Source organism: Bradyrhizobium sp. SZCCHNS30572, from assembly GCF_032484415.1.
Lineage (GTDB): Bacteria > Pseudomonadota > Alphaproteobacteria > Rhizobiales > Xanthobacteraceae > Bradyrhizobium.
Map to the genome: position 1 here is coordinate 229760 of NZ_JAUESY010000011.1, position 25427 is coordinate 255186.

The window sequence follows — 25427 nt, forward strand, 5'->3', positions numbered from 1 at the left end:
ACATGGCATTAGCTAGACTTTGTTAACCTTTTCCACAAAATATTCACGTCACGTTGCGTTGATTCGTGCCGAGTGCGTCCGTCCCCTTATCTCACGGGCTCCCCCATGACACATCGACCGGACGTGGCTTGCAGCCGCGAACTGGCTGCACGCTGGTGCGCGCTTGCCGAAAGGCGCCTGGACCATCTCACCGAGCTGTTCCAGAGCGGCCGCTGGCGCCGCTACTACACCGAGCAGTCTCTCCTGGACGATATCCGCCAGGCCAAGGCCGCGGTGCAGACCTGGCAGGCGCTATCCCGCGCCGAGCCCGAGCAGGTGAGCATCGTGCCCAGCCAGAGGCCGGCTGCCGTTGTGGCTGCGCCACCGGCGCCCGCGCGCCCCGCCGAGCCTGAGCCGATCAAACTCCGTCTCCATGAGAATCATCCCATCGAGCGGCGCCCCATTGCGCTGCCGCCTTCGCTCGAAACCATCCTTGCGGAGTCCAAGATCATCGTCGAGCCCGAGATCGAGCTGGCCGCGGATGATCTGGAACCGGACGACGTCATCGAACCCGAGTATGTGGCCGAAGACGACATCGCGCCGGAGCCGACCGTCGCGCCGTCCCGCATCGACATGTTCGCCCTGGAGCAGGCCTTGAGCATCGGCATTCAATCCGACGCCGAGTATGACGAGCCGGTGGTCGATCTCGATGCCATCGAGCGCCGCTATCCAGCGCTGGCGGTCGCTTATTAGTCTGTTACCGGCTGACGGCGTTGCCGTTGACAGTCAGATGGGCAAATCGCTGCGCACCGTCCTGCGTCAGGTCCGATGTCACCGGCTTGATGTGATCGAGCCCGATGACCGCGCCACGGGGCGTGCCGGAGATGATGTTGTTGCTGACGAGCGCCGTGCCCGCGCCCGGCACGACCGAGAGGCCGACGCCGGCCAGAGCGTTGCGGACGACGTTGCCGGAGATCACCACGTCGCGCAGATATCGACCCCAGCCGGCGACGATGCCGTAGGACGGGGCATTCTCGACCACGTTCCCGGTCACCGCGGAGTCCGCCTCGACATAGATGCCGATGCCGGCATCGTCGTCGGGTGCTGTGCCGATCGGCCGCTTCGGGATCAGATTGCGGATGATGTTGCCCTGGACCACCGCGATGCGGCCGCCTTCGTTGAAGTTGCAGACGGAGACGCCGAAGGCGGCACCATCCACCGTATTGCCTGAGATGACGGCGCCCTCGAATGCGAACTCAGAGTAGAGCGCGACCTCGCGCACGTCGCTGACGCTGTTGCCGACGATCTGGATGTTCGAGGCCGAGTTGCCCCGCACTGCCGAGTAGTCGCAGTTCCTGATGCGGTTGCCGCGCACGATCACGTTGCCGGCGCGAAAGGCGTTGATGGCGTTGCCGTACTGGCCCGAGCCGCCGGGGCCGGCCTTGATGTCCGTGATGCTGTTGTCGAGCACCATCGTGCCGTCGTCGCCGATCGCGGTGCGCAGGATCTCGATGCCGTTGTCGCGCGTCCCCTTGATGGTATTGCGCGACACGATCAGCCCGAGGGCATCGAACGACACGATCGCGGTGACCGCGATGTCGGTGAGGACGTTGCCGCTGACGTCGCCGGAAACCTGCTCGAGCCAGATGCCGCTGCCGCCGGAGCGGGTGATCTCGCAATCATGGATCCTGACATCGTTGCCGGCTGCAACGTGAAGCAGGCCGCGCCGCTGGGGCAGGGCAATGCCGCCGCCGTCGAGCGCGACGCCGCTGATGCCGAGGCCGTCAGCGCCTTCTGCTGACAGCATCGACGGGCCGCCACCGGTGAACACGAGCTTGGTGGCACCCCGGACGCCGACCATCTGGCTGCCCCTGGCAAGCCGCAGCATCGAGGTCCTGTAGGTGCCCGGCGGCAGCGCCAGCGGCACCTGGGCGCGCGCGGCCTCGTCGATCGCACGCTGCAGCGCGCGGGTCTGGTCGTCGGGACTGTTGGGCTTGACGCCATATTGCGTGGCGTCGCGGCCGAGTGTGGAGATCAGGAGGGTGGCCTGCGCGGCATCCGCCGGCAGGGCCAATGCCCCGGCGACGCCGGCAGCCGATCCAGCCAGAATGCGGCGGCGATTGACATCCATGGTCAGCGTCTCGCGCAAAAGATGATGTGCGGCCACGACTTAAGCTGAAAGCCTCAATGCTGATGCTGAGGATGAGCGCCTGCGCCCGGGATTGTTGGCGATAGGGTTAAATCTTCACGTCAGATCGCCGCCGGCGGTGGGTTGCCGGTCGAACCGCTGCGCCTCGCCCGAGGGAACCAATGGGACTCGCGGACATTGTTCCCGCAATGGATCGGCGAGGAGAGGGTCATGCATCTGTCAAATGAGAGTCTACTGGTTATTCTGTTCGTGGGCATTGTCGCGGGCTGGCTCGCAGGCCGCGTCATGGAAGGCGGCGGCTTCGGCCTGATCGGCGACCTGATCGTCGGCCTCCTCGGTGCCTTCATCGGCAACTGGCTGTTGCCGCAGCTCGGCATTCATCTGGGTGTCGGACTGGTCGCCGCGATCATCAACGCCTTCATCGGCGCCGTGGTCCTGTTGCTCCTGCTGCGCTTGATCGGTGGGGGATTTGGCGGTCGGCGCCGCTGGAGCATCTGATATCCCGCGCTGACCGTCAGCGGTCATACCACCGTCGGCGTCAGCTCGTGCGACAGGACGCCTGTCGCACGAGCTTGACCAGCTCCGTCAGCATCGCTTCGCCGGCATCGACGAGCCCCTCCAGCGTGATGCGCGAACTGCCGTGCGGCAACGCCGTGCCGGCACGCGGCAAGGGAGGAATGTGGATGAAGGCGGCGAGCCGCGGCCCTTCGGCGGCCTTGGTCGCCTCGATCGCGCGCCAGCTCAGATAGTTGCAGAGATAGCTGCCGGCATCGCGTGAGGCCCGGGCATCGATGCCGGTGGCGCGCGCCGCGCGCAGCAGCCGCGCCATGTGCGGGCCGAACGGCATCGGATGTGCACCGGGGACGATCACGCCCTTGCGCGCGACGTGGCGGTCGGCATCCGGGAAGGTCGTGGTGATCGTGTTGCGGGCGCGCGTCTCGATCCGCAGATAGGACGTTCGCCCGGCGAGGCCGAACATCATGAGCGCATGCGGGCGCCGCTCGGCGATCAGCGCGGGCAGCTCGCGATCCACGGTCGCATAGGTCACGTGAAAAATGTGGCTGCTGATGGCGACGTCATCCAGCGCTGGCCGCCGCAGCTCTGACAACCGCTTCACCAGCGGCATGGTCGGATTGGACGGCGCGCCGGGAAACGGGCCGAATCCGGTGATCAGGACGCGCGGCCGCTCGCTCATGTCAGCATCTCCGCGAGCTGCTCGGCGGCGAGCGCCGGCGCGACGCGGCCCTCGGCGACGTCGCTCTCCAGCTTCTTCACCTTCGCGCGGATGGATGGATCGGTGCGCAGCCGCGCCATCAGGCGCTGCTCCAGCATGGTCCACATCCATTTCACCTGCTGGTCGCGCCGCAGCGCGGCGAACTCCCCAGAGGCGATCATCGCCTTGCGATGATCCAGGACCTTCTGCCACAGCTCGGCGATGCCCGTGCCTGATATCGCCGAATAGGTCACGACCGGCGGATGCCAGTGCTCGGAGCGGGGGCTGAGCAGATGCAGCGCGCCGCGATAGTCGGCGGCGGTGATGTTGGCGCGCTTGACGTTGTCGCCATCGGCCTTGTTGATCGCGATCATGTCGGCGAGCTCGACCAGGCCCTTCTTGATGCCCTGCAGCTCGTCGCCGCCGCCCGGCAGCATCAGGGCGAGGAAGAAATCGGTCATGTCGCAGACCGCGGTTTCTGACTGGCCGATGCCGACCGTCTCGACCAGGATCACGTCGAAGCCTGCGGCCTCGCACAGCAGCATCGCTTCGCGCGTCTTGGCGGCGACGCCGCCGAGCGTGCCCGACGATGGCGAGGGGCGGATGAAGGCGTGCTCGTGATGGGACAATCGCGCCATCCGCGTCTTGTCGCCGAGGATCGAACCGCCGGTGCGCGCCGAGGACGGATCGACCGCGAGCACCGCGACCTTGTGGCCCTGTCCGATCAGGAACATGCCGAGAGCATCGATCGTGGTGGACTTGCCGACGCCGGGCGAGCCGGTGATGCCGACGCGGATCGCGTGCCCCGTCCGTGGCAGCAGCGCCTGCACCAGTTCGCGCGCGGCGGCCTGATGGTCGGCGCGGCGGCTCTCGACCAGCGTGATCGCGCGCGCCAGCGCCGCGCGGCTGCCGGCGCTGATATCGTCGGCCAAGGTCGTGGTATTTGGCGAAGGAGAACGAGAGGACATGCGCCCGTTATAGCGGATGCGAGCGGCCCGGCCAGCTAGTTCTCCTCCGCATCCCCCTTCGGCCTCGCGCCGCCGAAGATCGCCTGCCCCTCCGCGCTGAGATAGGGCTTCAGCGTTTCCCAGGGCACGAAGGCGACATAGTCGCCTTCCGCGTAGGCGCCAACGGCGTAGGGCGGATAGTGGAAGGTGAGGCCCGAGCTCTTGCCGGCCAGCGTCGAGGGCGCGAGCGTGACGGCGCCAATGCCGAGCAGCTTCGGCTCGACGCTCTTCAACCACCACTCGTCAGTGTCGCCGGCGTCGCGCGCCTTCTTCTCTGCTCGCAGCGAGGCGATGATCGCCTTGCTGATCGCGGTCATGGTCGGACCGTTGTCGGCGGTCTCGTTGAAGAACGGGCGGATCGAGATGCGCTTGGCGGCGGCCTTGTCCCAGAGGATGGTGTCGACCGTCCGGTTGGGATGGGCGCCATGCGTGTCCATGTAGTCGTTGCGCAGCACGCTGACATAGCGATCGGCGACCATCGAACGCACCGAATAGTCGCGGCCATAGGTGTAAGGGCCGTCGCGGAACAGTTCCTTGTCCGCCTTGTAGTCCTTGGCGGCGTCCGCGGCCTGCTTGTCCATCCACTTGCGGCCTTCGGCGAGGCAATTCGCGGCGAGCGCCGGATCGGCCTTGATGTCGGCACTCAGCGTGACGCTGGCCTCGGCGGCCTTGGTCTTGATCGACGCATCGGGCTTGGCTTCGGCGGCGATCGCCGGCGAGAGGGTGAGCAGGCCGAACAGGGCGGCGACAAGCAGTTTGGTAGAATACATGAGGCTTGTGATCCGGGTTTGGTTGTCTGTGCGCGCACGTACCGCAAAGGTTCGATCGTGCCCAGATCGAACGCGCGGCGATTGATTACAGCGCGTCAACAGCTCGACGCTCTCGGGAATGGACGCAAGACAATGTCGAGATTCCGGGTTCAAGGCCTTTGGCCTTGCCCCGGAATGACGGTGGGGTGTGACGCAGTCGGACTACTCCGCCGCCTCGCTGTGCCCCAGCCGCGCATTGAGCTTTTGGATCAGCTCCTCGGCGGCGTCGGCGATGACGGTGCCCGGCGGGAAGATCGCCTCGGCGCCGGCCTTGTACAGCGCATCATAATCCTGCGGCGGCACGACGCCGCCGACGATGATCATGATGTCCTCGCGGCCCTGCTTCTTGAGCGCGGCCTTCAGCTCCGGCACCGCGGTGAGATGCGCGGCCGCCAGCGATGAGACGCCGAGAATGTGCACGTCGTTCTCCACCGCCTGCCGCGCCGCCTCGTCGGCGGTGGCGAACAAAGGTCCGATGTCGACGTCGAAACCGATGTCGGCGAAGGCCGACGCGATCACCTTCTGGCCGCGGTCGTGGCCGTCCTGGCCGATCTTGGCGACCAGGATGCGTGGCCGGCGGCCCTCGGCCTCCTCGAACGCCTCGATCAGCGCCTGCAGCTTCTCGGCTTTGCCGGACATGGCGGCGATCTCCCGCTTGTAGACGCCGGTGATGGACTTGATCTCGGCGCGATGGCGGCCGAACACCTTCTCCAGCGCGTCGGAAATCTCGCCGACGGTGGCCTTGGCGCGCGCCGCGTCGATCGCGAGCGCCAGCAGGTTGCCGTTGCCGTCGCCGGCCGAGCGCGTGAGCGCCGCCAGCGCCGCATCGACCTCGGCCTGCCTTCGCTCGGATTTGAGCCGCGACAGCTTGTCGATCTGCAGCCGGCGCACGGTGGAATTGTCGACCTTGAGCACGTCGAGCGGCGGCTCGTCGGTCGGCTTGTACTTGTTGACGCCGATCACCGACTGGCGGCCGGTATCGATGCGGGCCTGGGTCTTGGCCGAGGCCTCCTCGATGCGCAGCTTCGGCACGCCGGCCTCGATGGCCTTGGCCATGCCGCCGAGCTCCTCGATCTCCTGGATGTGGCCCCAGGCCTTGGCGGCGAGGTCACGGGTGAGGCGCTCGACATAATACGAGCCGCCCCAGGGATCGATGATCCGGGTGGTGCCGCTCTCCTGCTGCAGGAACAGTTGGGTGTTGCGGGCAATGCGGGCGGAGAAGTCGGTCGGCAGCGCCAGCGCCTCGTCGAGCGCGTTGGTGTGCAGCGACTGCGTATGGCCTTGCGTCGCCGCCATCGCCTCGACCGCGGTGCGCACGACGTTGTTGTAGACGTCCTGCGCGGTCAGCGACCAGCCCGAGGTCTGGCTGTGTGTGCGCAAGGACAGCGAGCGCGGGTCTTTCGGATTGAAGGGCTTCAAGAGCTTCGCCCACAGCAGGCGCGCCGCGCGGAGCTTGGCGACCTCCATGAAGAAGTTCATGCCGATCGCCCAGAAGAACGACAGCCGCGGCGCGAAGCGGTCGACGTCGAGTCCGGCGGCGATGCCGGCGCGCAGATATTCGACGCCGTCGGCGAGCGTATAAGCGAGCTCGAGATCCTGCGTCGCGCCGGCTTCCTGCATGTGATAGCCGGAGATGGAAATGGAATTGAACTTCGGCATCTTCTGCGAGGTGAAGGCGAAAATGTCGGAGATGATCCGCATCGAGGGCGAGGGCGGATAGATGTAGGTGTTGCGCACCATGAACTCTTTCAGAATGTCGTTCTGAATGGTGCCCGACAGCTTCTCCGGCGGCACGCCCTGCTCTTCGGCGGCGACGACGAACAGCGCCAGGATCGGCAGCACGGCGCCGTTCATGGTCATCGACACGCTCATCTGGTCGAGCGGAATGCCGGCGAACAGGGTGCGCATGTCGTAGATCGAGTCGATTGCGACGCCGGCCATGCCGACGTCGCCGCCGACGCGCGGATGATCGGAATCATAGCCGCGATGGGTGGCGAGATCGAAGGCGACCGAGAGGCCCTTCTGGCCGGCGGCGAGGTTGCGCCGGTAGAAGGCGTTGGAATCCTCGGCCGTGGAGAAGCCGGCATATTGCCGGACGGTCCATGGCTGGTTGACATACATGGTCGGGTAGGGGCCGCGCAGATAGGGCGCGATGCCGGGCCAGGTGTCGAGGAAGTCGATGCCGGCGAGATCGGCCTCGCCGTAGGCTGATTTTACCGGGATGCCTTCCGGCGTCAGCCACGGCTCGGCAGCGCCTGCGGGCGCGGGGGCTGCGATCGGCGCGAACGCGATGTCGGCGAAATTCGGAATCCGGGTCATTCCCTGGCGTCCTCAAACCTGCGGTTTCTCTCGATCAGCTCTTGGATGTTCTTCTTGTAGACCGGATCATTGCGTGGATCCGTTGTCATGCTGCGCGTCCAGAGGCCGTGGACCGCAGTTTCGATGAGCGCGGCCAGCCAGTTGATCATGAGGTGGTCCTCGGACGCTCGCATGTCGCGCGCTCAGTCATGATCCGGATGCTGATGACTGACGATGGACGCCATCTTCTCCGGTCCATAGTTCTGTTGTGTCGTCTGGCTCGGCAGATTGGCGATCGCGACCACCCAGCCAAGTCGCGACTCCGAGCCATATTGTCGCGTCGGCACCACCCGGTCCGGCCGGTCGAAGCTGCCGGTCATGATCTCGATCCGCGGCCCATCAATACGCCCGAAGCCGAGCGGCGTGCCGCAGGCGGGGCAGAAGAAGCGCTCGGCGATCGTGGATGAACGGAACGCGGCGGGCTGACCGCGCGTCCAGGCGAAGTGCTCGCGGTCGATCTCAGCGAACGAGGCGAACGGCGCGCCGGAGGCTTTCTGGCACATCCGGCAATGACAGATGCTGACCTTGTTCGGCGTGGTCTTGAACGCGAAGCGGACGGCACCGCATTGGCAGCCGCCGGTCAGGAGAGGCTTGGTGTCGTCGGTCATGCTCACTCCAGATGCGTATAGGCGTCCTCGAGCGTCTTCAGCGCGTCGCCGCCGGCGAACACGAAGCTGCCGATGCCTGCTTCGCGCAACGCAGCTTCCCGCTCGCCGCCCCGGCCTGCCAGATAGATATGTCGTGCGCCCGCGGCCTGAAGGGCCTTGGCCGCCGGAACCGCGGCGTCGGCATAGACCTTGTCGGACGAGCAGAGGCAGGCGACCGCGGCGCCGGAGGCGCGGTATGCATCTGCGAGCGCGGCCGGATCCGCGCCGCCCTGGCCGTCGATCGCGGCGATGCCGCCGGCCTCGAAGAAGCTGCGGACGAAGGTCGCGCGCGCGGTGAAGTCGGCGGCGGTGCCGATATTGGCGAGGAAGACCGAGGGGCGCTGTCCCTGGCTCTTCAGCAGGCTGTCGGAGCGGTCACGCAGCCGCTCAAATCCTTCAGCGAGGCGGATCGGCGTGAGCGGTGCGAAGCTGAGCGCAGCCTTGGCCGCCAGCGGCGCGGCCAGAGGGGCGACCGCTTCCACGGCGACTTCGGCCTCGTTGAGATTCGGAAACTCGCTGGCGCCGGTCAGCACGTCGCGCCGCTTGGCGATGTTCGCATCGCGCGCCTGCTTCACCGCGGCGACCTTGGTCTGGATGAGGCCCGCCTGCAACGCCGCAACGACGCCGCCGGCCTTCTCGATCTCCTGGAACAGTGCCCAGGCGGCGCTGCACAACTCGCTGGTCAGCGCCTCGATGCCGCCGGCACCGGCGGCGGGATCGGCGACGCGGGCGAGATTGCTTTCCTCCAGCAGCACCAATTGCGTGTTGCGGGCGACACGGCGCGCGAACGCGTCGGGCAGGCCGAGTGCGGCCGTGTGCGGCAGCACCGTCACGGCATTGGCGCCGCCCAATCCGGCCGCGAACGTCGCGATGGTGGCGCGCAGCATGTTCACGTAAGGATCGCGCCGGGTGAGCATGCGCCAAGCCGTCTCGCCCGAGATGAAAAGCGGCTTTGGCGCCAGGCCGCAGGCCTCCTCGATGCGCGCCCACAGCCGCCGCAGGCTGCGGAATTTCGCCAGCGTGAGAAACTGATCGGTGTCGGCGGCGAGCCGGCCATAGATCATGCCGCGCGCGGTCTCGAGCGCGATGCCTTCGGCTTCGAGCGCCCGCAGATAGGCGACGGCGGAGGCGAGCACGAAAGCGAGCTCCTGCGCCTCCGACCCGCCGGCGTCGTGCACGACCCGGCCGTCCGCGGCGAAGAACGGGCCCTTGAAGCCGGCCTCGTGCAGTTGCTTGACCAGCGCGCCCGAGTTGCCGCCGAGCGTCGATGCGTCATGCGAGCTTGCGCCGCGAGCGGCCGCATGCCCGATCGGATCGAGGCCGAACCGGATGTCGCAGGCCGCGGCCTTGATGCCGCGCTGCTTGACGGTGTCGGCGAGAAGCGAGGCGGGCGAGAGCGAGTCGCCGAGGTGCAATTCAATTGCAATCGCAGCATCGAGATGCACGCCATCGAGCGCGCGCGCCACTGCGTCGGGGCTGGCGGCGAGGCCGAAGCCGTGCGCGGCATTCGACCCGGCAAACACCAGCGACAAGCCGGTCGCGCCATTCTCGAGGTCGATCAGCGCCTGCGCATTGGCCTTGGTCGGATCGGGATGATCGACGCGCTGCATGATCTGCCAAGGCGCCGATGGCGCGCGGCCGGCGACCGGCGCGGCATGCTTGGCGCGCGGATAGATCGGCTGGATCTCGAGCCCGTCATAGGTCTTGCCGACCAGCTTCTCGAAGGCCGCGCCCTTCAGCACGCCATCGACCAGCTTGCGCCAGTCCGCCTCGCCGGCCGGCGCAAAATCGGCGGCCAGTCGCAGATCGTCGGTCTCGGTCGTCATGCGGATCGCGTCTCCCGGGCGTCTGTTATCGCGATTGTTGTGGTGCAAAATGCCACGTCAGGACGGCCAAGCCAAACGGTTGTTTGGCCGGAGATGTCAGCTATTCGGCTGACGGCAACGGCCGGATTCCGTCGCGCGAAACGGCGAGCATGGCCTCATCGACGCGGCGGCCGGCAATCTGTCGCGCCGGCACGATCTCGGCCAGGGGTACCAGCACGAAGCCGCGTTCGAACAGGCGAGGGTGCGGCAGCGTGAGATCGGGGGTGTCGATCGCGAAATCGTCATAGGCGATCAGATCGAGGTCGAGCGTCCGCGGACCCCACCGCGTCTCCTGCGCGCGATTGCGGCCGAACATGCGCTCGACCGCGTGCAGAACGCCGAGCAGCGGCCGTGGAGGCATCGCGGTCGCGATCTCGATGCAGGCATTGATGAAGGGCGGCTGCTGCTCCTCGCCCCATGGCGGCGTGATGTAGTCGGACGAGCGCGCGATAAGCGCCGCCGACGCGCGCGCACAGATCTCCGGAATGGCGCGCCGGAACGTCGCCCTGACGTCGCCGACATTGCCGCCGAGAGCAACCAGCGCGCTCGCCATCGCCGTCATGGATGCCGCGAGCGCATCAGCACCACGCCGACATCCTCGAAGATGGCGGCGATCGGCGCATGCGGCTTGTGCACCGTGACCTTGACGGCGCGAATGCGGGCGAAGGTCGACAGGATCGCATCGGCCACCGCGCCGGCCGCGCGTTCGAGCAGGCGGTAGTTGGAGTCCTTGAACGCCGCCGTCGCCGTCTCCACCACGTCGGAATAGGACACGGTGTCGGCGAGGCGGTCGCTGCGCGAGGAGTCCGAAAGGTCGGTGTAGAGCTCGAGGTCGATCACGAAGCGCTGGCCGACCTCGCTCTCATGCTCCATCACGCCATGACGCGCGTGGATGAGAACGCCCTTGATGAAGATCGTATCGGTCATCGCAGTGCCTCGATTGCCGCAGCCACGCGTACGGCCTGAACCGTTTCGGCGACGTCATGCGCCCGGATGATTGCAGCACCGCGCCGAGCCGCAATCAGATGCGCCGCGATCGAGCCGCCGAGCCGCTCCTGCGGCTCCGACGCCACCACGGTGCTGATGAAACGTTTTCGCGACGCGCCGACCAGCAGCGGCAGCCCGAAGCATGCGAATGCATCGAGCCGGGCCAGCGCAATCATGCTCTGCTCCGCCGTCTTGCCGAAGCCGATGCCTGGATCGAGCACGATGTTCCCACGGGGAATGCCGGCCTTGGCCGCGATGTCGAGCGAGCGCGTGAAGAAGCCGATCATGTCGGCGACGATGTCGATCTCCGGATCGACGGCAGCACGGTTGTGCATCACCACGATCGGCGCGCCATGCGCGGCGACGACATCGGCCATCGCGGGATCGCGCTGCAGACCCCACACATCATTGGCGATCGCAGCACCATGGTCCAGCGCGTAGCCTGCAACTTGAGATTTCATGCTGTCGATCGACACGGGCACGCCGAGTGCGACGACCGCGGGCAGGATCGGCTGCAGGCGCGCCAGTTCCTCCTCGGCCGTGACCGGCACCGCGCCCTTGTAGGGCCGGGTGGACTCGGCACCGATGTCGATGATGTCGGCGCCGGCCGCGATCAAGCGCTCAGCCTGCGCAATGGCGCGTTCCGGTGCATCGAAACGGCCGCCGTCCGAGAACGAATCCGGTGTGACGTTGAGAATGCCCATCACCGCCGGGAATGGACGCGAAAGCCAGCTCCGCAGCAGCGGGTGGCTCGACGCGAGGTCCGGGGCGGAGTGCAGCGAAATGGCGCTCATGGGCGCCGCTTTGCGCGGTTGCCACCCTCAAGTCAAGGTGTCGCACTGCACAAGCGCGGTCAATCTAGAGGCTGGTCAATAGCTGATCTTCGGCTCCAGCCGGCGTGCCCTTTCGATGAGCTGGCCGACCGACTTCTCCGATGGCAGGATGCGAACCAGTTTCCGCCGGGTGTTCACCTCCTTGATGTTCTGCGCCAGCCGGGCGGGATTGCGGTGCGCCAGCTCGCGCACGGTGGTCACCCCGGCTGCGCGGACGAGGCAGACCTTGGCCTTGCCCATGCCGGGAATGCGCATGTAATCGGCGGCGTTTGCCCAATCGAGCAGTTGCTGCTCGCTGATGCCGGTCTTGGCGGCGAGCGCCTTACGCCCTTTCACGGTCCGGGCGGCTTCGAGAAATGTGTCGGTGGTCCGGATGCCCAAAGCTTTCAGCTTGGCGGCATAGAAGGTCGTCATGCCTTCGAGTTCGGTGATCGGATATGTCATGATACTCGGCGCGCGCGAAGGTGCTTCAGGTGATATGGCCCGGGCGGTCGGGCTTGGGGCAACCGGGCTCAGGCCGGGTGTGCCTGTCGCGATCGTGCCAACTGATCGGCTTCGATTTGGTCGCGGCCGAACGCAAAAAGTTCACCGGCTGACGGCTGCGGCGCCTGCCATTGCCGTCCATTGCCGCTGAGGAAGTCAGGCCCGATGCCGATGATTTCAGCCACGACTTTACTGACGCCGGCCGTTCTGGCCAGCGGCTCAATCAACTCGTTCATGTGAACCCCGTCTCATCCGGTCCCCCACGACCGGATGTCCTCTCGCTGAATTCATCTTGATCGGACGATCCGTGAATTACAAGCGAGGAGCCGGCTCGGTGCGCGAATCGATTCGCGATCGACGATGAACTGTTGCAGCGATGCAAGACCGGATGTTGAATCCACGGATCAAACGTGCGCATCGCGCAGCACCAATGCTAAGAAGAGTGCGTGCCGTGCGAAGAGGTGAGCACCCTGACGCTGGTTCCAATTCGCGAAACTCAACTATGTTATCGCGCGCGATGCTCCGCACCACGTGTGATGCGAAACATTCTCTCTCGAAAGATGGATCATCATGGCACCATCCGGAAAACCCGTGGCTGATACCGACGACAAGATCTTCGTGGGTGCCGGCGAGCAGCCGGCCTGGTTGACGCTTGCGCTTGCCAATCGCCATGGACTGGTCACCGGCGCGACCGGCACCGGCAAGACAGTCTCGCTACAGGTGATGGCCGAAGGTTTTGCCCGTGCCGGTGTTCCGGTCTTCGCCTCCGACATCAAGGGTGATCTCTCGGGCATCTCGCAGACCGGCGAAGCGAAGGACTTCATCCTCAAGCGCGCCACCGAGCTCGGCCTCACCTATCAGCCCGATCAGTTCTCGACGGTATTTTGGGATGTGTTCGGGGAGCAGGGCCATCCGGTGCGCGCCACCGTTACCGAGATGGGACCGCTGCTGCTGGCGCGGATGCTCGACCTCAACGATGTCCAGGAAGGCGTGCTCAACGTCGCGTTCCGCGTGGCCGACGAGAACGGCCTCGCCCTGATCGACATGAAGGATCTGCGCGCGCTGCTCGACGCGATCATTCCGGAGGCCGGCAAGAAGGGTGCGGATGCGGAGGCCGATCCGCTGGCGCCGATCCGGAAGGCGGCGCAGTCGTTCGGCAATGTCACGCGCGCGACCGTTGGCACGATCCAGCGGCAGTTGCTCGTGCTCGAGAACCAGGGCGGCACGAAGTTCTTCGGCGAGCCGGCGCTGATGCTCACCGACTTCATGAAGACCGACCGCGACGGCCGCGGCATGATCAACATCCTCGTCGCCGATAGGCTGCTGGAGAGCCCGCGGCTCTACGCGACGTTCCTGCTGTGGATGCTGTCCGAGCTGTTCGAGGAGCTGCCGGAGGTCGGCGATCTCGCCAAGCCCAAGCTGGTCTTCTTCTTCGACGAGGCGCATCTGTTGTTCAACGATGCGCCGAAGGCGCTGATGGACAAGATCGAGCAGGTGGTGCGGCTGATCCGGTCGAAGGGTGTCGGCGTCTATTTCGTCACGCAGAATCCGCTCGATGTTCCTGACCGGGTGCTCGGGCAATTGGGCAATCGCGTGCAGCACGCGCTGCGCGCCTTCACGCCGCGCGATCAGAAGGCGGTGGCCGCGGCCGCCGACACCTTCCGCCCCAATCCCAAGCTGGACACCGCCAAGGTGATCACCGAGCTCGGCAAGGGCGAGGCGCTGGTGTCGTTCCTGGAGGGCAACGGCACGCCGGCGATGGTGGAGCGCGTCCTGATCCGGCCGCCGTCGGCGCGCATCGGACCCGTCACGCCCGAGGAGCGCAAGGCGATCATCGCCGCGAGCCCGGTCAAGGGCAAATACGACACCGCGATCGACGCCGAGTCCGCCTACGAGCTGCTGCAGAAGCGGATCAGCGGAACCGCCGCGACGACGGAAGCCTCCTCCGGCAGCGTGCTCGGCAAGATCGGCGACATCGCCGCGACGATTTTCGGCACCAACGTCAAGCGCGGCCAGCTCTCGACCACGCAGGTGATCGCGCGCAACGTCGCCCGCTCGGTCTCCGACAAGGTGGTGGGCGGGATCGCGGCCGATCTCGGCAAGCAGGTCGGCGGCTCCTTGGGCAGTTCGATCGGCCGCTCCCTCGTGCGTGGCGCGCTAGGTGGACTGCTGCGGCGTTGATATGGTGTCGTGTTCCCGGTCGGCGTGATGGCCTTGTCATGTCATCTGCGCCGATTGGGGGGCAGGCGGCATTTGCTGCCTTTGCATGAGGCTGGCCCGGACCGCGCAACGGAGCTACAAGCGGGCCGATAGCCGTTACATGCGAAGGATCCGGTGGCCATGGCCAATGCGCAGCTTCAATCCGTTCTCGACCACATCGACGCCGACTTCGACAATAGCCTGGAGCGGCTGTTTGCGCTGATCCGGATCAAGTCGATCTCGGCCGATCCGGCCTTCGCTGGGGATTGCAAGGCAGCAGCCGACCATCTTGCCAAGGATCTTGCGACGCTCGGTTTCGCCGCCGAAGTGCGGCCGACCGCCGGCCATCCGGCCGTGGTCGGCAAGAGCAACGGCCATGGCGCGGCCAAGCCACATGTCCTGTTCTACGGCCATTACGACGTGCAGCCGGTCGATCCGCTCGAGCTGTGGCATCGGCCGCCGTTCGAGCCCGTGGTCGCCGACCATGCCGACGGCCGCAAGATCATCGTCGCGCGCGGCGCCGAGGACGACAAGGGCCAGCTGATGACCTTCGTCGAGGCCTGCCGCGCCTGGAAGAAGGTGACGGGCGCGCTGCCGCTCGACATCACGATGCTGATCGAAGGCGAGGAGGAGGTCGGCTCCAAGAACTTCGTGCCGTTCCTCGAAGCCAACAAGGACGAGTTCAAGGCCGACTTCGCGCTGGTCTGTGACACCGGCATGTGGGACCCGAACACCCCGGCGATCACGACCTCGCTTCGCGGGCTGCTCTATGAAGAGGTGAAGATCAAGGCCGCCAATCGCGATCTGCATTCCGGCGTGTTCGGCGGCGGCGCGCGCAATCCGATCCGCGTGCTGACCGAGATCCTCGGCGGCCTGTTCGACGCCGACGGGCGCATCACCATCCCCGGCTTCTATGACGGCGTGAAGGATGTGCCGCCGGAGGTCCTGGAGCAGTGGAAGAAGCTCAACCTGACGCCCGAGAGCTTCCTCAAGCCGATCGGCCTGTCGATCCCCGCCGGCGAGAAGGATCGTCTGCTGATCGAGCAAATCTCGTCGCGGCCGACCTGCGACATCAACGGCATCTGGGGCGGCTATATCGGCGAGGGCTCCAAGACCGTGATTCCGTCGCTGGCGCATGCGAAGATCTCGTTCCGCCTCGTCGAGGGCCAGGACCCGCTGAAGATCCGCAAGGCCTTCCGCGACTACGTGTCGGCGCGCATCCCCGGCGACTGCTCGGTCGAGTTCGGCGATCATTCGGCGGGCGCTGCGATCGCGCTCGACTGGACCATGAAGCCGTTGGCGGCTGCCAGGCAGGCGTTGACCGAGGAGTGGGGCAAGGAGACCGTCCTGATGGGCTCAGGCGCCTCGATCCCGATCGTCACCGACTTCAAGAAGACGCTCGGTCTCGATTCACTGCTGGTCGGCTTCGGTCTCGACGACGACAACATCCATTCGCCGAACGAGAAGTACGACCTCAAGAGCTACCACAAGGGCATCCGCTCCTGGGCCCGCATCCTCGCCGCGCTCGCGGAGATGCCACGGTAGTGCAGGCGCGCGTCCGGGCTACGACCGCGACGGCGCTGATTGTTTGCACGAGGCTGAACTCACGCCGCGCTGGCGACCGACTTCGCCGCGAGATCGCCGCCGGCGATCTTGCGCAGCGCTGCGAGATTGGCTTCGGCCGAAGCCAATCGCCAGCAGGATTTCCCGCTCGACTTGGCTTCATACAATGCGGCGTCCGCCGCGAACAGCAGGGCTTCCGGATCGGTGCCGTGCTCGGGCGCGACGGCGATGCCGATGCTGATGCCGATCTGGACATGCGCGCCGCCCGGCAGGGCCATCGGCGAGGTCATCACCTCGATGATGCGCTCGCCGAGCGCCAGCGCGTGGTCGAGCGCAGGATCGCCGGCGAGCACCACGAACTCGTCGCCGCCGATCCGGGCGATGACGTCGCCGCGAGAGGCGGTCTGCCGCAGCGTCCGGCCGACGATCTTCAGCAGCTCGTCGCCTGCGGCGTGACCGAAGGTGTCGTTGACCGGCTTGAAGCCATCGAGATCGAGATACAGGACGGCGAAGCTGCGATCGCCGCCGGCGTCGAGCCTGCTCTGCAGCGCATCGATCAGGCCGGCGCGGTTGCGCAAGCCCGTGAGTGGATCGAGCCGCGCCCGCTCGTCGCTCTCGCGCTTGGCCTGCATGACCGCCACCAGCATCTTGTTGAGCCGGAACGCCGCGCCGGTCATGGCGAGGAAGTAGACCGGCATCTGCAGATACATCGCGAACAACAACGGCTCATGCGACGTCGCGACGCCGGGGATGACGGGGCCGATGCTGAACAGGATCATCGTGCCGACCAGGCGCGGCGCGCTGAAATTGCGAAAGCAGATGCCGCCCACCATGGCGGCCGAGGAGATGCAGGTCAGTGACGCGGCCACCCAGTCGCCGGACGCGAGGCTGATGCCGACGCCGAAGCCGACGCTGGCGCTCCAGGCCACCGACAGCAGGATGTGGATGTCGGTCGGCGTCGCCAGCCGCTCGCGCGCGCGGCGGTAGGCAATCATCATCACGATCAGCCGCGACAGGCAGATCGCGACTTCGAGCACGAACCAGGTGATGAAGAGCGGGCTCGGCGTACGCAGTGCGAGCGCTGCGGCGACAGCAACGGTGTTGATGGCGCCGCCGGCGAACACCGACCAGCAGCCGTAGAGCTCACGCGTCAACGCGCGGCGGATATCTGATGACACCGGATATCCCGGGTCGGCCAGCCAGCGCGTCACGCGCCAGCGTGGCAAACTGAACGCCAAACCATCACCCCGCATTTCAATACCTCCGCGGGGTTGCAATAAGCGCGATAGCACTTAACAGGCGTTTAGAGAGGTATCGGCGTCTCGCTGCATGCTTGATGCACGGTAAAAATTTACTCCACGTGGTACGCGCAGCTAACAACGAACTGAAGTTGAATTCTCAGCCCGAGGTTCTCGCGCGCGCACGTTCTTCGGTGACCGGCGCGACCTCCACCGTCGCATTGCCGAGCGCGCGGTCGCGCTCGAACACGAGACGGACGCGCTGCCCGACCGGTGTGAGGCCGATCAGGTTGCGCACCTGCGTGGCGCTGCGCACCGGCATGTCGTTCGCCTTCACGATGATGTCGCCCTTGCGCAGTCCCGCGCGTTCGGCCGGCGAGCCCACGGTGACGTCGGCGACGCGCGCGCCCTGAATCCGGCCATCGGCCGGCGCATCCAGGTCGAGCAGGGTCACGCCGATGCGGCCGCGATCGACGCGGCCGTTGGCGACGAGCTGCTCCATCACCCGCCGCGCCATGTTGATCGGGACGGCGAAGCCGATGCCGACATTGCCGCCGCCGGGCGAGATGATCGCGGTGTTGATGCCGACCAGCTCGCCGCGCAGATTGATCAGCGCGCCGCCGGAATTTCCGGGATTGATCGCCGCGTCGGTCTGGATGAAATCCTCGTAGCCCTGCTTGCCGAGGCCGGTTCGCCCGAGCGCGCTCACGAGACCCGAGGTGACGGTCTGGCCAAGACCGAACGGGTTGCCGACGGCGATCACGAAATCGCCGACCTCGAGCGCATCACTGTCGCCAAGCGCGATGGCCTTGAGGTCGATGGGGTCCCTGATCTGCAGCAGCGCGATATCGGTGGCGGGATCGCGCCCGACCAGGCGGGCGGCGAATTTGCGGCCATCCTTGGTGCGGATCTGCACTGTCGTGACGTGCTCGACGACGTGATTGGCGGTCATGACGTAGCCGCGCTGCGCATCGACGATGACGCCCGAGCCGGTGGCGCTGATCTGCTTCTCGACCTGCTTGGGGACGTCGAAAAACTCGCGAAACAGCGGGTCCTGGTAGAGCGGATTGTCCTGGCGGACCTTGCCTTCGACCGAGATGTTGACGACGGCGGGCGTCACTTCCTTGACCAGCGGGGCCAGCGTCGGCACCCGGCCTAGCTTGAGATCGGGAATTTGGGCCAAGGCCGGCCCGGTCATCAGGCAAAGCAGAATGGCAGGCGCCAGGACGGCCCGGAGAAAAGGCGGAAGCTGCATCGTGATCCCCAACAAGCGCGATCAGGATTTTTTGGCGACGACAGAACTGGGAAAGCGGCCGGCCCGGTTCAAGAGCCGCACTGGCAATCGTTCCCCGAGAGTGCCAAAAAATTTACGTGACCCTCTTGAACGAAAAGTTCGGCTTTCCTAGGTCGTTGCTCGCTCGGGGGCCTGATGGGACCCGAGGCTTATGACATCGCTGATCTGTAAAGGAGGATGTGCATGCATTTCCGTCCATTGCACGACCGCGTGCTCGTGCGCCGTATCGATGCCGAGGAGAAGACCAAGGGCGGCATCATCATTCCCGACACCGCCAAGGAGAAGCCGCAGGAGGGCGAGATCGTTGCCGCGGGTCCTGGCGCGCGGAATGAGCAGGGGCAATTGGTGCCGCTCGACGTCAAGCCCGGCGACCGGGTGCTGTTCGGGAAATGGTCGGGCACCGAGGTCAAGATCGACGGCAAGGATCTGCTGATCATGAAGGAGAGCGATCTGCTCGGCATCATCGAAGCTCCCGTGGCGGCGAAGAAGGCCGCTTGATTCCCTCAACTGACAGTCATCGAGAGAAAGGAGACGACGAACATGGCTGCCAAGGACGTGAAGTTTTCGACCGACGCGCGCGATCGCATGCTGCGCGGCGTCGACATCCTCGCCAATGCCGTGAAGGTCACGCTCGGTCCCAAGGGCCGCAACGTCGTGATCGAGAAATCGTTCGGCGCGCCGCGCATCACCAAGGACGGCGTGACGGTCGCCAAGGAGATCGAACTGGAGGACAAGTTCGAGAACATGGGCGCGCAGATGGTGCGCGAGGTGGCCTCGAAGACCGCCGATCTCGCCGGCGACGGCACCACCACCGCCACCGTGCTCGCCCAGGCCATCGTCAAGGAAGGCGCAAAGTCGGTCGCCGCCGGCATGAACCCGATGGATCTGAAGCGCGGCATTGATCTCGCCGTCGACGCGATCGTCAAGGATCTCAAGTTGCACGCCAAGAAGATCACCAGCAATGACGAGATCGCGCAGGTCGGCACCATCTCGGCCAATGGCGACAACGAGATCGGCCGCTTCCTCGCCGAGGCCATGCAGAAGGTCGGCAATGAGGGCGTGATCACGGTCGAGGAGGCGAAGAGCCTCGACACCGAGCTCGAGGTGGTCGAGGGCATGCAGTTCGACCGCGGCTACGTTTCGCCGTATTTCGTCACCAACTCCGAGAAGATGCGGGTCGAGCTCGAGGATCCCTACATCCTGATCCACGAGAAGAAACTGTCGGGCCTGCAGACCATGCTGCCGCTGCTCGAAGCCGTGGTGCAGTCGGGCAAGCCGCTGCTGATCGTCGCCGAGGATGTCGAAGGCGAGGCGCTGGCCACCCTGGTCGTCAACAAGCTGCGCGGCGGCCTGAAGATCGCCGCCGTCAAGGCGCCGGGCTTCGGCGATCGCCGCAAGGCCATGCTGGAGGACATCGCGATCCTCACCGGCGGCACGACCATCTCCGAGGATCTCGGCATCAAGCTCGAGAACGTCACCTTGTCGATGCTCGGCCGCGCCAAGAAGGTCGTGGTCGACAAGGAGAACACCACGATCGTCGACGGCGCCGGCGCCAGGAAGGACATCGAGGCGCGCACCCAGCAGATCAGGCTGCAGATCGAGGAGACCACCTCCGACTACGACCGCGAGAAGCTGCAGGAGCGGCTCGCCAAGCTCGCCGGCGGCGTCGCGGTGATCCGGGTCGGCGGCGCCACCGAGGTCGAGGTCAAGGAGCGCAAGGACCGCGTCGACGATGCGCTGCACGCCACCCGCGCCGCGGTGGAGGAGGGCATCCTGCCCGGCGGCGGCGTCGCGCTGCTGCGCGCCACCAAGGTGCTCGACGGCGTCAAGACTGTTAACGCCGACCAGAAGGCCGGCGTGGACATCGTCCGGCGCGCCATCCAGGTGCCGGTGCGGCAGATCGTGCAGAACGCCGGTGACGACGGCTCGCTGGTGGTCGGCAAGCTGCTGGAGAAGGATACCTACAGCTGGGGCTTCAACGCCGCGACCGGCGAGTACCAGGATCTGGTGCAGGCCGGCGTGATCGACCCCGCCAAGGTGGTCCGTACCGCGCTGCAGGATGCGGCCTCGGTCGCCTCGCTGCTGATCACCACCGAGGCGCTGGTGGCCGACAAGCCGAAGAAGGCGGACGCCGCCGCGGCCGCGCCGTCGATGGACTTCTGATCTGATGAAGCCGGGGCTGGCCGCAGCCAGCCTCGGCTGCCTGAAGGAAATATCTACAAACAACTGATCGCTGCCCTGTGCGGTCGTGGATCGGCCACAACGGGCAGCTATCAATCAGGTTGGCGATCGCAGTTCGTCCAGAACCGGCCACAATTGCGTTCAGTGAGCCGGCTGTGATCGGACCGACGGTCGACGGGAGGTGTGGTTGAGCGCTGCCGCGCCGCCCGGTCTCATCAGCAGCGCGAGCTCGCAGGCCCGATCATGCCAGCCTGGCAATACGATCATCCGCCGCCCAACCCGACCTCCGTCATGAGCATGGGCGATCCCCGTCGCTTGACGCGGTTCTTGATCGAGAGCGAGCAACGCGTGGTGGCGCACTGCCAGGCCGTGTTGTCGCGTGGCGACATCGATCAGCGCGAGCGCGACCGGCTGGTCAGCGTGCTGCGGGAGGCGACGATGCGGCTGCAGCGGCTGTCCGCCGTGGCCGCCTGACGGGTTTTGCGCTGCGAAAAAGGCTGCGAAAAAAATCGATCCGTTCCTCTTGAAATGGATGCCGGCTTTTCTAATTCGTCTGCTGCCGCTTCGGCGGCGCCGGGTGCCATCAGGGCCCGGTCGAAATCTGGGCGCTGACCGGTTGTCTGGTACTCAGAAGTCTCTTGGTACTCGGACATCTCCGGGACTTTGAAGTCCGCATCGGCTCGGCGCTCCTTCGTATCCATCTTGCTCCTAGGAGGACTTGGCTATGAGGACCTACGACTTCTCTCCGCTGTGGCGTTCGACCATCGGCTTCGACCGTCTGTTCGACCTGCTCGACGAGACCCAGCGCGCGGTCGAGGACCACTATCCCCCGTACAACATCGAGCGGATCGGCGACGACCGCTACCAGATTTCGCTGGCGCTGGCGGGCTTCGCTCCGGACGAACTGTCCATCACCGCCGAGCACAACGTGCTCACGGTGGAAGGACGCAAGGGCGACAAGGAGACCCGCGAATACCTCTATCAGGGCATCTCGTCGCGGCCGTTCAAGCGGCAGTTCAATCTCGCCGACTACGTGCAGGTGACCAACGCGGCGTTCGACAACGGCCTGCTGCGGATCGAGCTCGTGCGCGAGATTCCCGAGGCGATGAAGCCGCGCCGCATCGCCATCGGCACGGCGCCGGTCGAGAAGATCGCGCAGCAGAAGGCGGCCTGACGCCTTGTTCGAGCTACGGCGCGGGCGGCGTGTCGCCCGCGCCGTTGCAGCATCTGTCTCTGGTGAAAGGAGTGGAAGAGGAGAGACGCCATGAGCGAGCACCGTTTTTCGATCACCGCGGGCAGTGCCGGATTCCATCCGGTCTCGCACTACGAGTCGCCGGCGGACCTGCTGAATGACCGCAAGCTGTCACTGGCCGAGAAGCGGCTGATCCTGTCGTCCTGGGCGTCGGACATGTATGCCGTCGAGTCGCAGCCGGGCCTGCGCAAGATCCCGGGTATCGCCAGGCCGCTTTATCTGGCCGACGTGCTCGGCGCGCTGCGTCAGCTCGACCGCGAGGATCAGCCGCCGCGCCCACGCGGCGGGGCGGCCATGCGCATCGTTCCGCGCGTCGATGTCGAAGCCGATGGCGCCGCGATGGACAGCGCCGCGAGCCGCAGGATGCGGCCCGCCGCCCGCCTGCGGTTCTCGCGCGAGGCCAATGTGCGGCGCTATCGCAAGCTGCTCGCCACCCGCCTTGCCGAGCACGAGCGGCGCTTCGTCGAGCGGCGGCTGGCCGAGGAATTGCAGCAACTGCACGGCCCGTCCGAGCGGCAGGGCATGGCTCGGGCAGGATGCTGCTGACGGGGCACGTCATCGCACGAATAAAAACGCCGCCCGGAATTGGGCGGCGTTTCATTCCGAAAAGCGTAGAGGGTGATGGGTTCAGACTAGCCGATCAGCGGGCGACAATCAATTGCGGTAGCCCGGATTGAGGCGATCGAGCCGGCGCAGCAGCGGCGGCCAGACCAGCTGGGTGGAGCGCAGCTCGACGCGATCCTCGTTGTCGAACAGCTTCGCATTCTTGTCGATGACCTCGTCGCGCACGGGATAGGCCGAGGGACCGAGCGTGCGCGTGCGGACCTGGATCGAGCAGGCACGCTCCAAGTGATACATGCGCTCGAAGGCGGAGGCGACCGAGCGGCCGACCGTCAGGGTGCCGTGATTGCGCAAAAGCATGTGGTTCTTGCTGCCGAGGTCGCGCTGCAGCCGCGGCCGCTCGTCATGGTCCAGCGCCACGCCCTCGTAGTCGTGATAGGCGAGGTCGTGGGTCACGTATTGCGCAATCTGGTTCAGTGGCAGCAGGCCGTCGGCGCAGCTCGACACCGCGACGCCGTCGAGCGTGTGCAGATGGATCACGCAGCCGGCATCCTCGCGGACCTCATGGATCGCGGAATGGATGGTGAAGCCGGCGGGATTGATGCTGTACTCGCTCTCGGACAACTGATTGCCGTAGAGGTCGACCTTGATCAGGCTGGAGGCGGTGATCTCCTCGAACAGCAGGCCGTAGGGGTTGATCAGGAAGTGATGCTCGGGGCCGGGCACGCGGGCCGAGATATGAGTGTCCACCAGGTCGTCCCAGCCGAACAGCGCCACCAGGCGGTAGGCGGCGGCGAGATTGACCCGCTGCGACCATTCGGCCTCGGTCATGTTCGACGGCACTTCCTTGAGGCGCGCTTCGGCGGGCGACATGGCATTCTCCGATTTCCAGGGCTGACCCGAGCCTAGGCGGCCCGCCGCCGCGCGACAAGGCGCGGGGCAGGGGGAGCAGTCATGTCGCGCGGCTGAGCAGGCCGCTCACGGCGCCGGGATCGACAGCAGGCTGGAGATGCTGCGGCCGCGGATGTCGTAGACCCGGGCGAACACGACGTCGTCGCGCTTGATCTCGACCATGACAGGGGCAGTCAGTCCCTTGCAGTAGAACTCGCCGAGCGTCATGGCGAAGTCGGCCGCGTGGCTGTCCCAGCCGATGGTGAAATCGGGGCCGAGCGCGACCTGGGCCGGCCGCTGCGGGCCGCAGACCGCGACCTTCCATTTGTGCCCGATCGGCGGCACCTCCTGGCGCTCGTCGAGCTGCTCCTTCAGCCCGTCGGAGGCCTGCTTCAGCGCCAGCCCCCAATAGTCGAGCATGAATCGGGTGTCGGCCTCGCGCACGGTGCCGGCGATGAAGTTGAAGTGGGTGTACTGATAGGGATGCAGCCGGATCATCTCCGCCAGCGGCAGCAGCAGGCCGAAGCAGAACGCGGCGATTGCCACCGGCTGCCAGCTGCGGCGTTCGTCGGCGTTGAGCCACGACAGCAGCCAGGAGAAGGCGATGCCGCCGAGCAGCGCCATCGGCGGGATCACGAACACGAAGTGGCGGATGCCGTTGTAGAGCGCCGGGCGTTTGACGATCGCGATCAGGATCGGCAGCGTCGCCGCCAGCGTCAGCATCAGCAGGATGCTCTTCCGGCGCGCCGGCACGTCGGGCCGCGACAGCGACATGATCGAGGCCACGACGCCGGCGACGAACAGCGCGATCATCAGTTCGGGCAGTTGCAGCGCGAACAGCGTCGGCAAATACGACCAGGGCATGTCCGGCACCGAGACCAGCGCCCCGTCGAACATCTCCTTCCACGGCTTCTCGAAGAAGTGCGAGAAATAGGTCAGGGCCCGGAACGGGTTGGCCGGTTCGATGATCGACCAGGGCCAGATCAGCCCCATGATCAGGTAGCCCAGGATCAGGCCGGGGATCAGCACATAGAGCACGTGGGCGAAGCGGCGGATCGTCTCGCGCGGCCCTTGCGTGCGGTACTCCTCCAAGAACAGCGGCATGAAGCCGACCATCGCATAGACGACAGCCATGCCGCCCAGGATGCGGGAGCCGATCGAAAAGCCGGAGCCGAGGCCGAGGATCAGGATGGTGCGCGGCGAGGGGTAGGGGTACTCCTCGGCAAGGCGCACGAGACCCATCAGCAGCACCACCATGGCGACCGCGAAGGGGGCGTCCTTCGGGTTCATGAACATGTGGCCGTAGAAGATCGGGCACAGCGCCAGCAGCAGCAGCGCGGCGAGGCCGGCCACCGGACCGCCGATGCGACGCGCCAGGCGCCAGGTCACGCCAAGGCCGATCAGCCCGACGACGGCCCCGACCAGCCGGCGCGTCTCGAACAATTCCAGCGGCAGGATCTTGTGCAGCAGGGCTGCAACCATGTCGAAGCCGCCACCGTACATATACAGGTTGGCGAACGACAGCGCCGCCTGGTCCCTGAAACCGGAGCCGTACATGCGCAGCAACAGATCGGCATATTCGGCATGGGTGTAATCGTCCCAGCCGAGGCCGTAATCCCGGAAGGTCAGTCCGGCCACCACCGCGACCGCGGCAAGCACGAACAGTGCAAGATCGTCATACGTCCGCTCGAGGGACCGCCGCGTCGGGGTCTCAAGAACCGAAGTGGTTATCGTTGTCATGGCTGAGTGTGACCCGGCGTCCCCTGGCGACCCCGCTTCCGCGTTTCAGGCCTGTGTTCCCCGCCTCCGTATAGCGCGTCCCGGCTTCCGAGGTGTCGGAATTATGGGAAGGTATGCTTCTCGCAGCGCAGCGGGGACCCGAATTTCGGCTGCTGAGCGCCATATTGGCACAGTCAAA

Annotated in this window: 26 protein-coding genes; 9 read left to right on the top strand and 17 right to left on the bottom strand. The window is 66.1% G+C overall.

The features are described 5' to 3' along the window. The first annotated feature begins 105 nt into the window (after positions 1–105). The gene (locus tag QX048_RS30090) at positions 106–732 is read left to right on the top strand and encodes a TIGR03809 family protein (RefSeq protein ID WP_315828244.1); all 627 of its coding nucleotides are present in this window, start codon (positions 106–108) and stop codon (positions 730–732) included. A 4-nt stretch (positions 733–736) separates the two neighbouring features. Here the strand turns inward: QX048_RS30090 and QX048_RS30095 are convergent, their stop codons facing one another. Next, positions 737–2110, bottom strand: a complete 1374-nt coding sequence (locus QX048_RS30095) for a TIGR03808 family TAT-translocated repetitive protein (protein ID WP_315828245.1) — start codon at positions 2108–2110, stop codon at positions 737–739. Positions 2111–2338: 228 nt separating this feature from the next. On the opposite strand from QX048_RS30095, the gene QX048_RS30100 reads away from it, so the two are divergent. Next, complete coding sequence (locus QX048_RS30100) at positions 2339–2626, top strand: GlsB/YeaQ/YmgE family stress response membrane protein (protein WP_315716090.1); 288 nt, start codon at positions 2339–2341, stop codon at positions 2624–2626. A gap of 40 nt (positions 2627–2666) precedes the next feature. Here QX048_RS30100 and QX048_RS30105 read toward each other — a convergent pair whose 3' ends face one another. The 12 genes from QX048_RS30105 to QX048_RS30160 form a co-directional block, all read right to left on the bottom strand. Then, positions 2667–3323, bottom strand: a complete 657-nt coding sequence (locus QX048_RS30105) for a pyroglutamyl-peptidase I (RefSeq protein WP_315828246.1) — start codon at positions 3321–3323, stop codon at positions 2667–2669. Then, positions 3320–4309, bottom strand: coding sequence for a methylmalonyl Co-A mutase-associated GTPase MeaB (gene meaB / locus QX048_RS30110; protein ID WP_316191366.1), 990 nt, complete (start codon positions 4307–4309; stop codon positions 3320–3322). The genes QX048_RS30105 and meaB overlap by 4 nt, the downstream gene beginning before the upstream one ends. Before the next feature lie 35 nt (positions 4310–4344). Beyond that, a complete protein-coding gene (locus tag QX048_RS30115) occupies positions 4345–5118 on the bottom strand; it encodes an RsiV family protein (protein ID WP_315828247.1) in 774 nt (257 codons plus the stop codon). A gap of 201 nt (positions 5119–5319) precedes the next feature. Beyond that, positions 5320–7476, bottom strand: a complete 2157-nt coding sequence (scpA, locus tag QX048_RS30120; RefSeq protein WP_315753089.1) for a methylmalonyl-CoA mutase — start codon at positions 7474–7476, stop codon at positions 5320–5322. Continuing rightward, positions 7473–7625 (bottom strand): hypothetical protein, encoded by a 153-nt coding sequence (locus tag QX048_RS30125; RefSeq protein ID WP_315753088.1) that lies wholly within the window; start codon positions 7623–7625, stop codon positions 7473–7475. The genes scpA and QX048_RS30125 overlap by 4 nt, the downstream gene beginning before the upstream one ends. 33 nt (positions 7626–7658) lie before the next feature. Then, entirely contained in the window at positions 7659–8123 is a 465-nt protein-coding gene (locus tag QX048_RS30130) for a GFA family protein (protein ID WP_315753087.1), read from the bottom strand. Between the two features lie 2 nt (positions 8124–8125). Next, a complete protein-coding gene (locus tag QX048_RS30135) occupies positions 8126–9988 on the bottom strand; it encodes a methylmalonyl-CoA mutase subunit beta (RefSeq protein WP_315828248.1) in 1863 nt (620 codons plus the stop codon). Between the two features lie 100 nt (positions 9989–10088). Beyond that, positions 10089–10580, bottom strand: a complete 492-nt coding sequence (gene folK, locus QX048_RS30140) for a 2-amino-4-hydroxy-6-hydroxymethyldihydropteridine diphosphokinase (protein WP_315828289.1) — start codon at positions 10578–10580, stop codon at positions 10089–10091. Between the two features lie 5 nt (positions 10581–10585). After that, the gene (folB, locus tag QX048_RS30145) at positions 10586–10954 is read right to left on the bottom strand and encodes a dihydroneopterin aldolase (RefSeq protein WP_315828249.1); all 369 of its coding nucleotides are present in this window, start codon (positions 10952–10954) and stop codon (positions 10586–10588) included. Continuing rightward, a complete protein-coding gene (gene folP, locus QX048_RS30150; RefSeq protein ID WP_315716099.1) occupies positions 10951–11808 on the bottom strand; it encodes a dihydropteroate synthase in 858 nt (285 codons plus the stop codon). The genes folB and folP overlap by 4 nt, the downstream gene beginning before the upstream one ends. A gap of 75 nt (positions 11809–11883) precedes the next feature. Next, complete coding sequence (locus QX048_RS30155; RefSeq protein WP_315716100.1) at positions 11884–12291, bottom strand: DUF4332 domain-containing protein; 408 nt, start codon at positions 12289–12291, stop codon at positions 11884–11886. 68 nt (positions 12292–12359) lie between these two features. Further along, positions 12360–12566: a hypothetical protein gene (locus QX048_RS30160; RefSeq protein WP_315828250.1), complete on the bottom strand. Its 207-nt coding sequence runs from the start codon at positions 12564–12566 to the stop codon at positions 12360–12362. A gap of 334 nt (positions 12567–12900) precedes the next feature. Here QX048_RS30160 and QX048_RS30165 point away from each other — a divergent pair, with 334 nt between their 5' ends. Beyond that, entirely contained in the window at positions 12901–14511 is a 1611-nt protein-coding gene (locus QX048_RS30165) for a helicase HerA-like domain-containing protein (protein WP_315828251.1), read from the top strand. A 159-nt stretch (positions 14512–14670) separates the two neighbouring features. Next, the gene (locus QX048_RS30170; RefSeq protein WP_315828252.1) at positions 14671–16074 is read left to right on the top strand and encodes a M20/M25/M40 family metallo-hydrolase; all 1404 of its coding nucleotides are present in this window, start codon (positions 14671–14673) and stop codon (positions 16072–16074) included. 59 nt (positions 16075–16133) lie between these two features. On the opposite strand, the gene QX048_RS30175 is transcribed toward QX048_RS30170, so the two are convergent. Both QX048_RS30175 and QX048_RS30180 read right to left on the bottom strand, forming a co-directional pair. Continuing rightward, entirely contained in the window at positions 16134–17345 is a 1212-nt protein-coding gene (locus QX048_RS30175) for a GGDEF domain-containing protein (protein ID WP_315768141.1), read from the bottom strand. 145 nt (positions 17346–17490) lie between these two features. Next, positions 17491–18585 (bottom strand): trypsin-like peptidase domain-containing protein, encoded by a 1095-nt coding sequence (locus tag QX048_RS30180; RefSeq protein ID WP_315716105.1) that lies wholly within the window; start codon positions 18583–18585, stop codon positions 17491–17493. 222 nt (positions 18586–18807) lie between these two features. On the opposite strand from QX048_RS30180, the gene groES reads away from it, so the two are divergent. From groES to QX048_RS30205, 5 genes are all read left to right on the top strand, one after another. After that, positions 18808–19122, top strand: coding sequence for a co-chaperone GroES (gene groES / locus QX048_RS30185; protein ID WP_315828253.1), 315 nt, complete (start codon positions 18808–18810; stop codon positions 19120–19122). A 42-nt stretch (positions 19123–19164) separates the two neighbouring features. Next, a complete protein-coding gene (gene groL, locus QX048_RS30190; protein ID WP_315828254.1) occupies positions 19165–20787 on the top strand; it encodes a chaperonin GroEL in 1623 nt (540 codons plus the stop codon). A gap of 261 nt (positions 20788–21048) precedes the next feature. Continuing rightward, the gene (locus QX048_RS30195; RefSeq protein WP_315716108.1) at positions 21049–21279 is read left to right on the top strand and encodes a hypothetical protein; all 231 of its coding nucleotides are present in this window, start codon (positions 21049–21051) and stop codon (positions 21277–21279) included. A gap of 250 nt (positions 21280–21529) precedes the next feature. Beyond that, positions 21530–21979: an Hsp20 family protein gene (locus tag QX048_RS30200; protein WP_315716109.1), complete on the top strand. Its 450-nt coding sequence runs from the start codon at positions 21530–21532 to the stop codon at positions 21977–21979. Positions 21980–22069: 90 nt separating this feature from the next. Next, positions 22070–22603 (top strand): hypothetical protein, encoded by a 534-nt coding sequence (locus tag QX048_RS30205; RefSeq protein ID WP_315828255.1) that lies wholly within the window; start codon positions 22070–22072, stop codon positions 22601–22603. Positions 22604–22711: 108 nt separating this feature from the next. Here the strand turns inward: QX048_RS30205 and QX048_RS30210 are convergent, their stop codons facing one another. Then, positions 22712–23491: a class II aldolase/adducin family protein gene (locus QX048_RS30210; RefSeq protein ID WP_315828256.1), complete on the bottom strand. Its 780-nt coding sequence runs from the start codon at positions 23489–23491 to the stop codon at positions 22712–22714. Between the two features lie 105 nt (positions 23492–23596). Then, positions 23597–25249: a glycosyltransferase family 39 protein gene (locus QX048_RS30215; protein ID WP_315716112.1), complete on the bottom strand. Its 1653-nt coding sequence runs from the start codon at positions 25247–25249 to the stop codon at positions 23597–23599. Between the last annotated feature and the right edge of the window lie 178 nt (positions 25250–25427).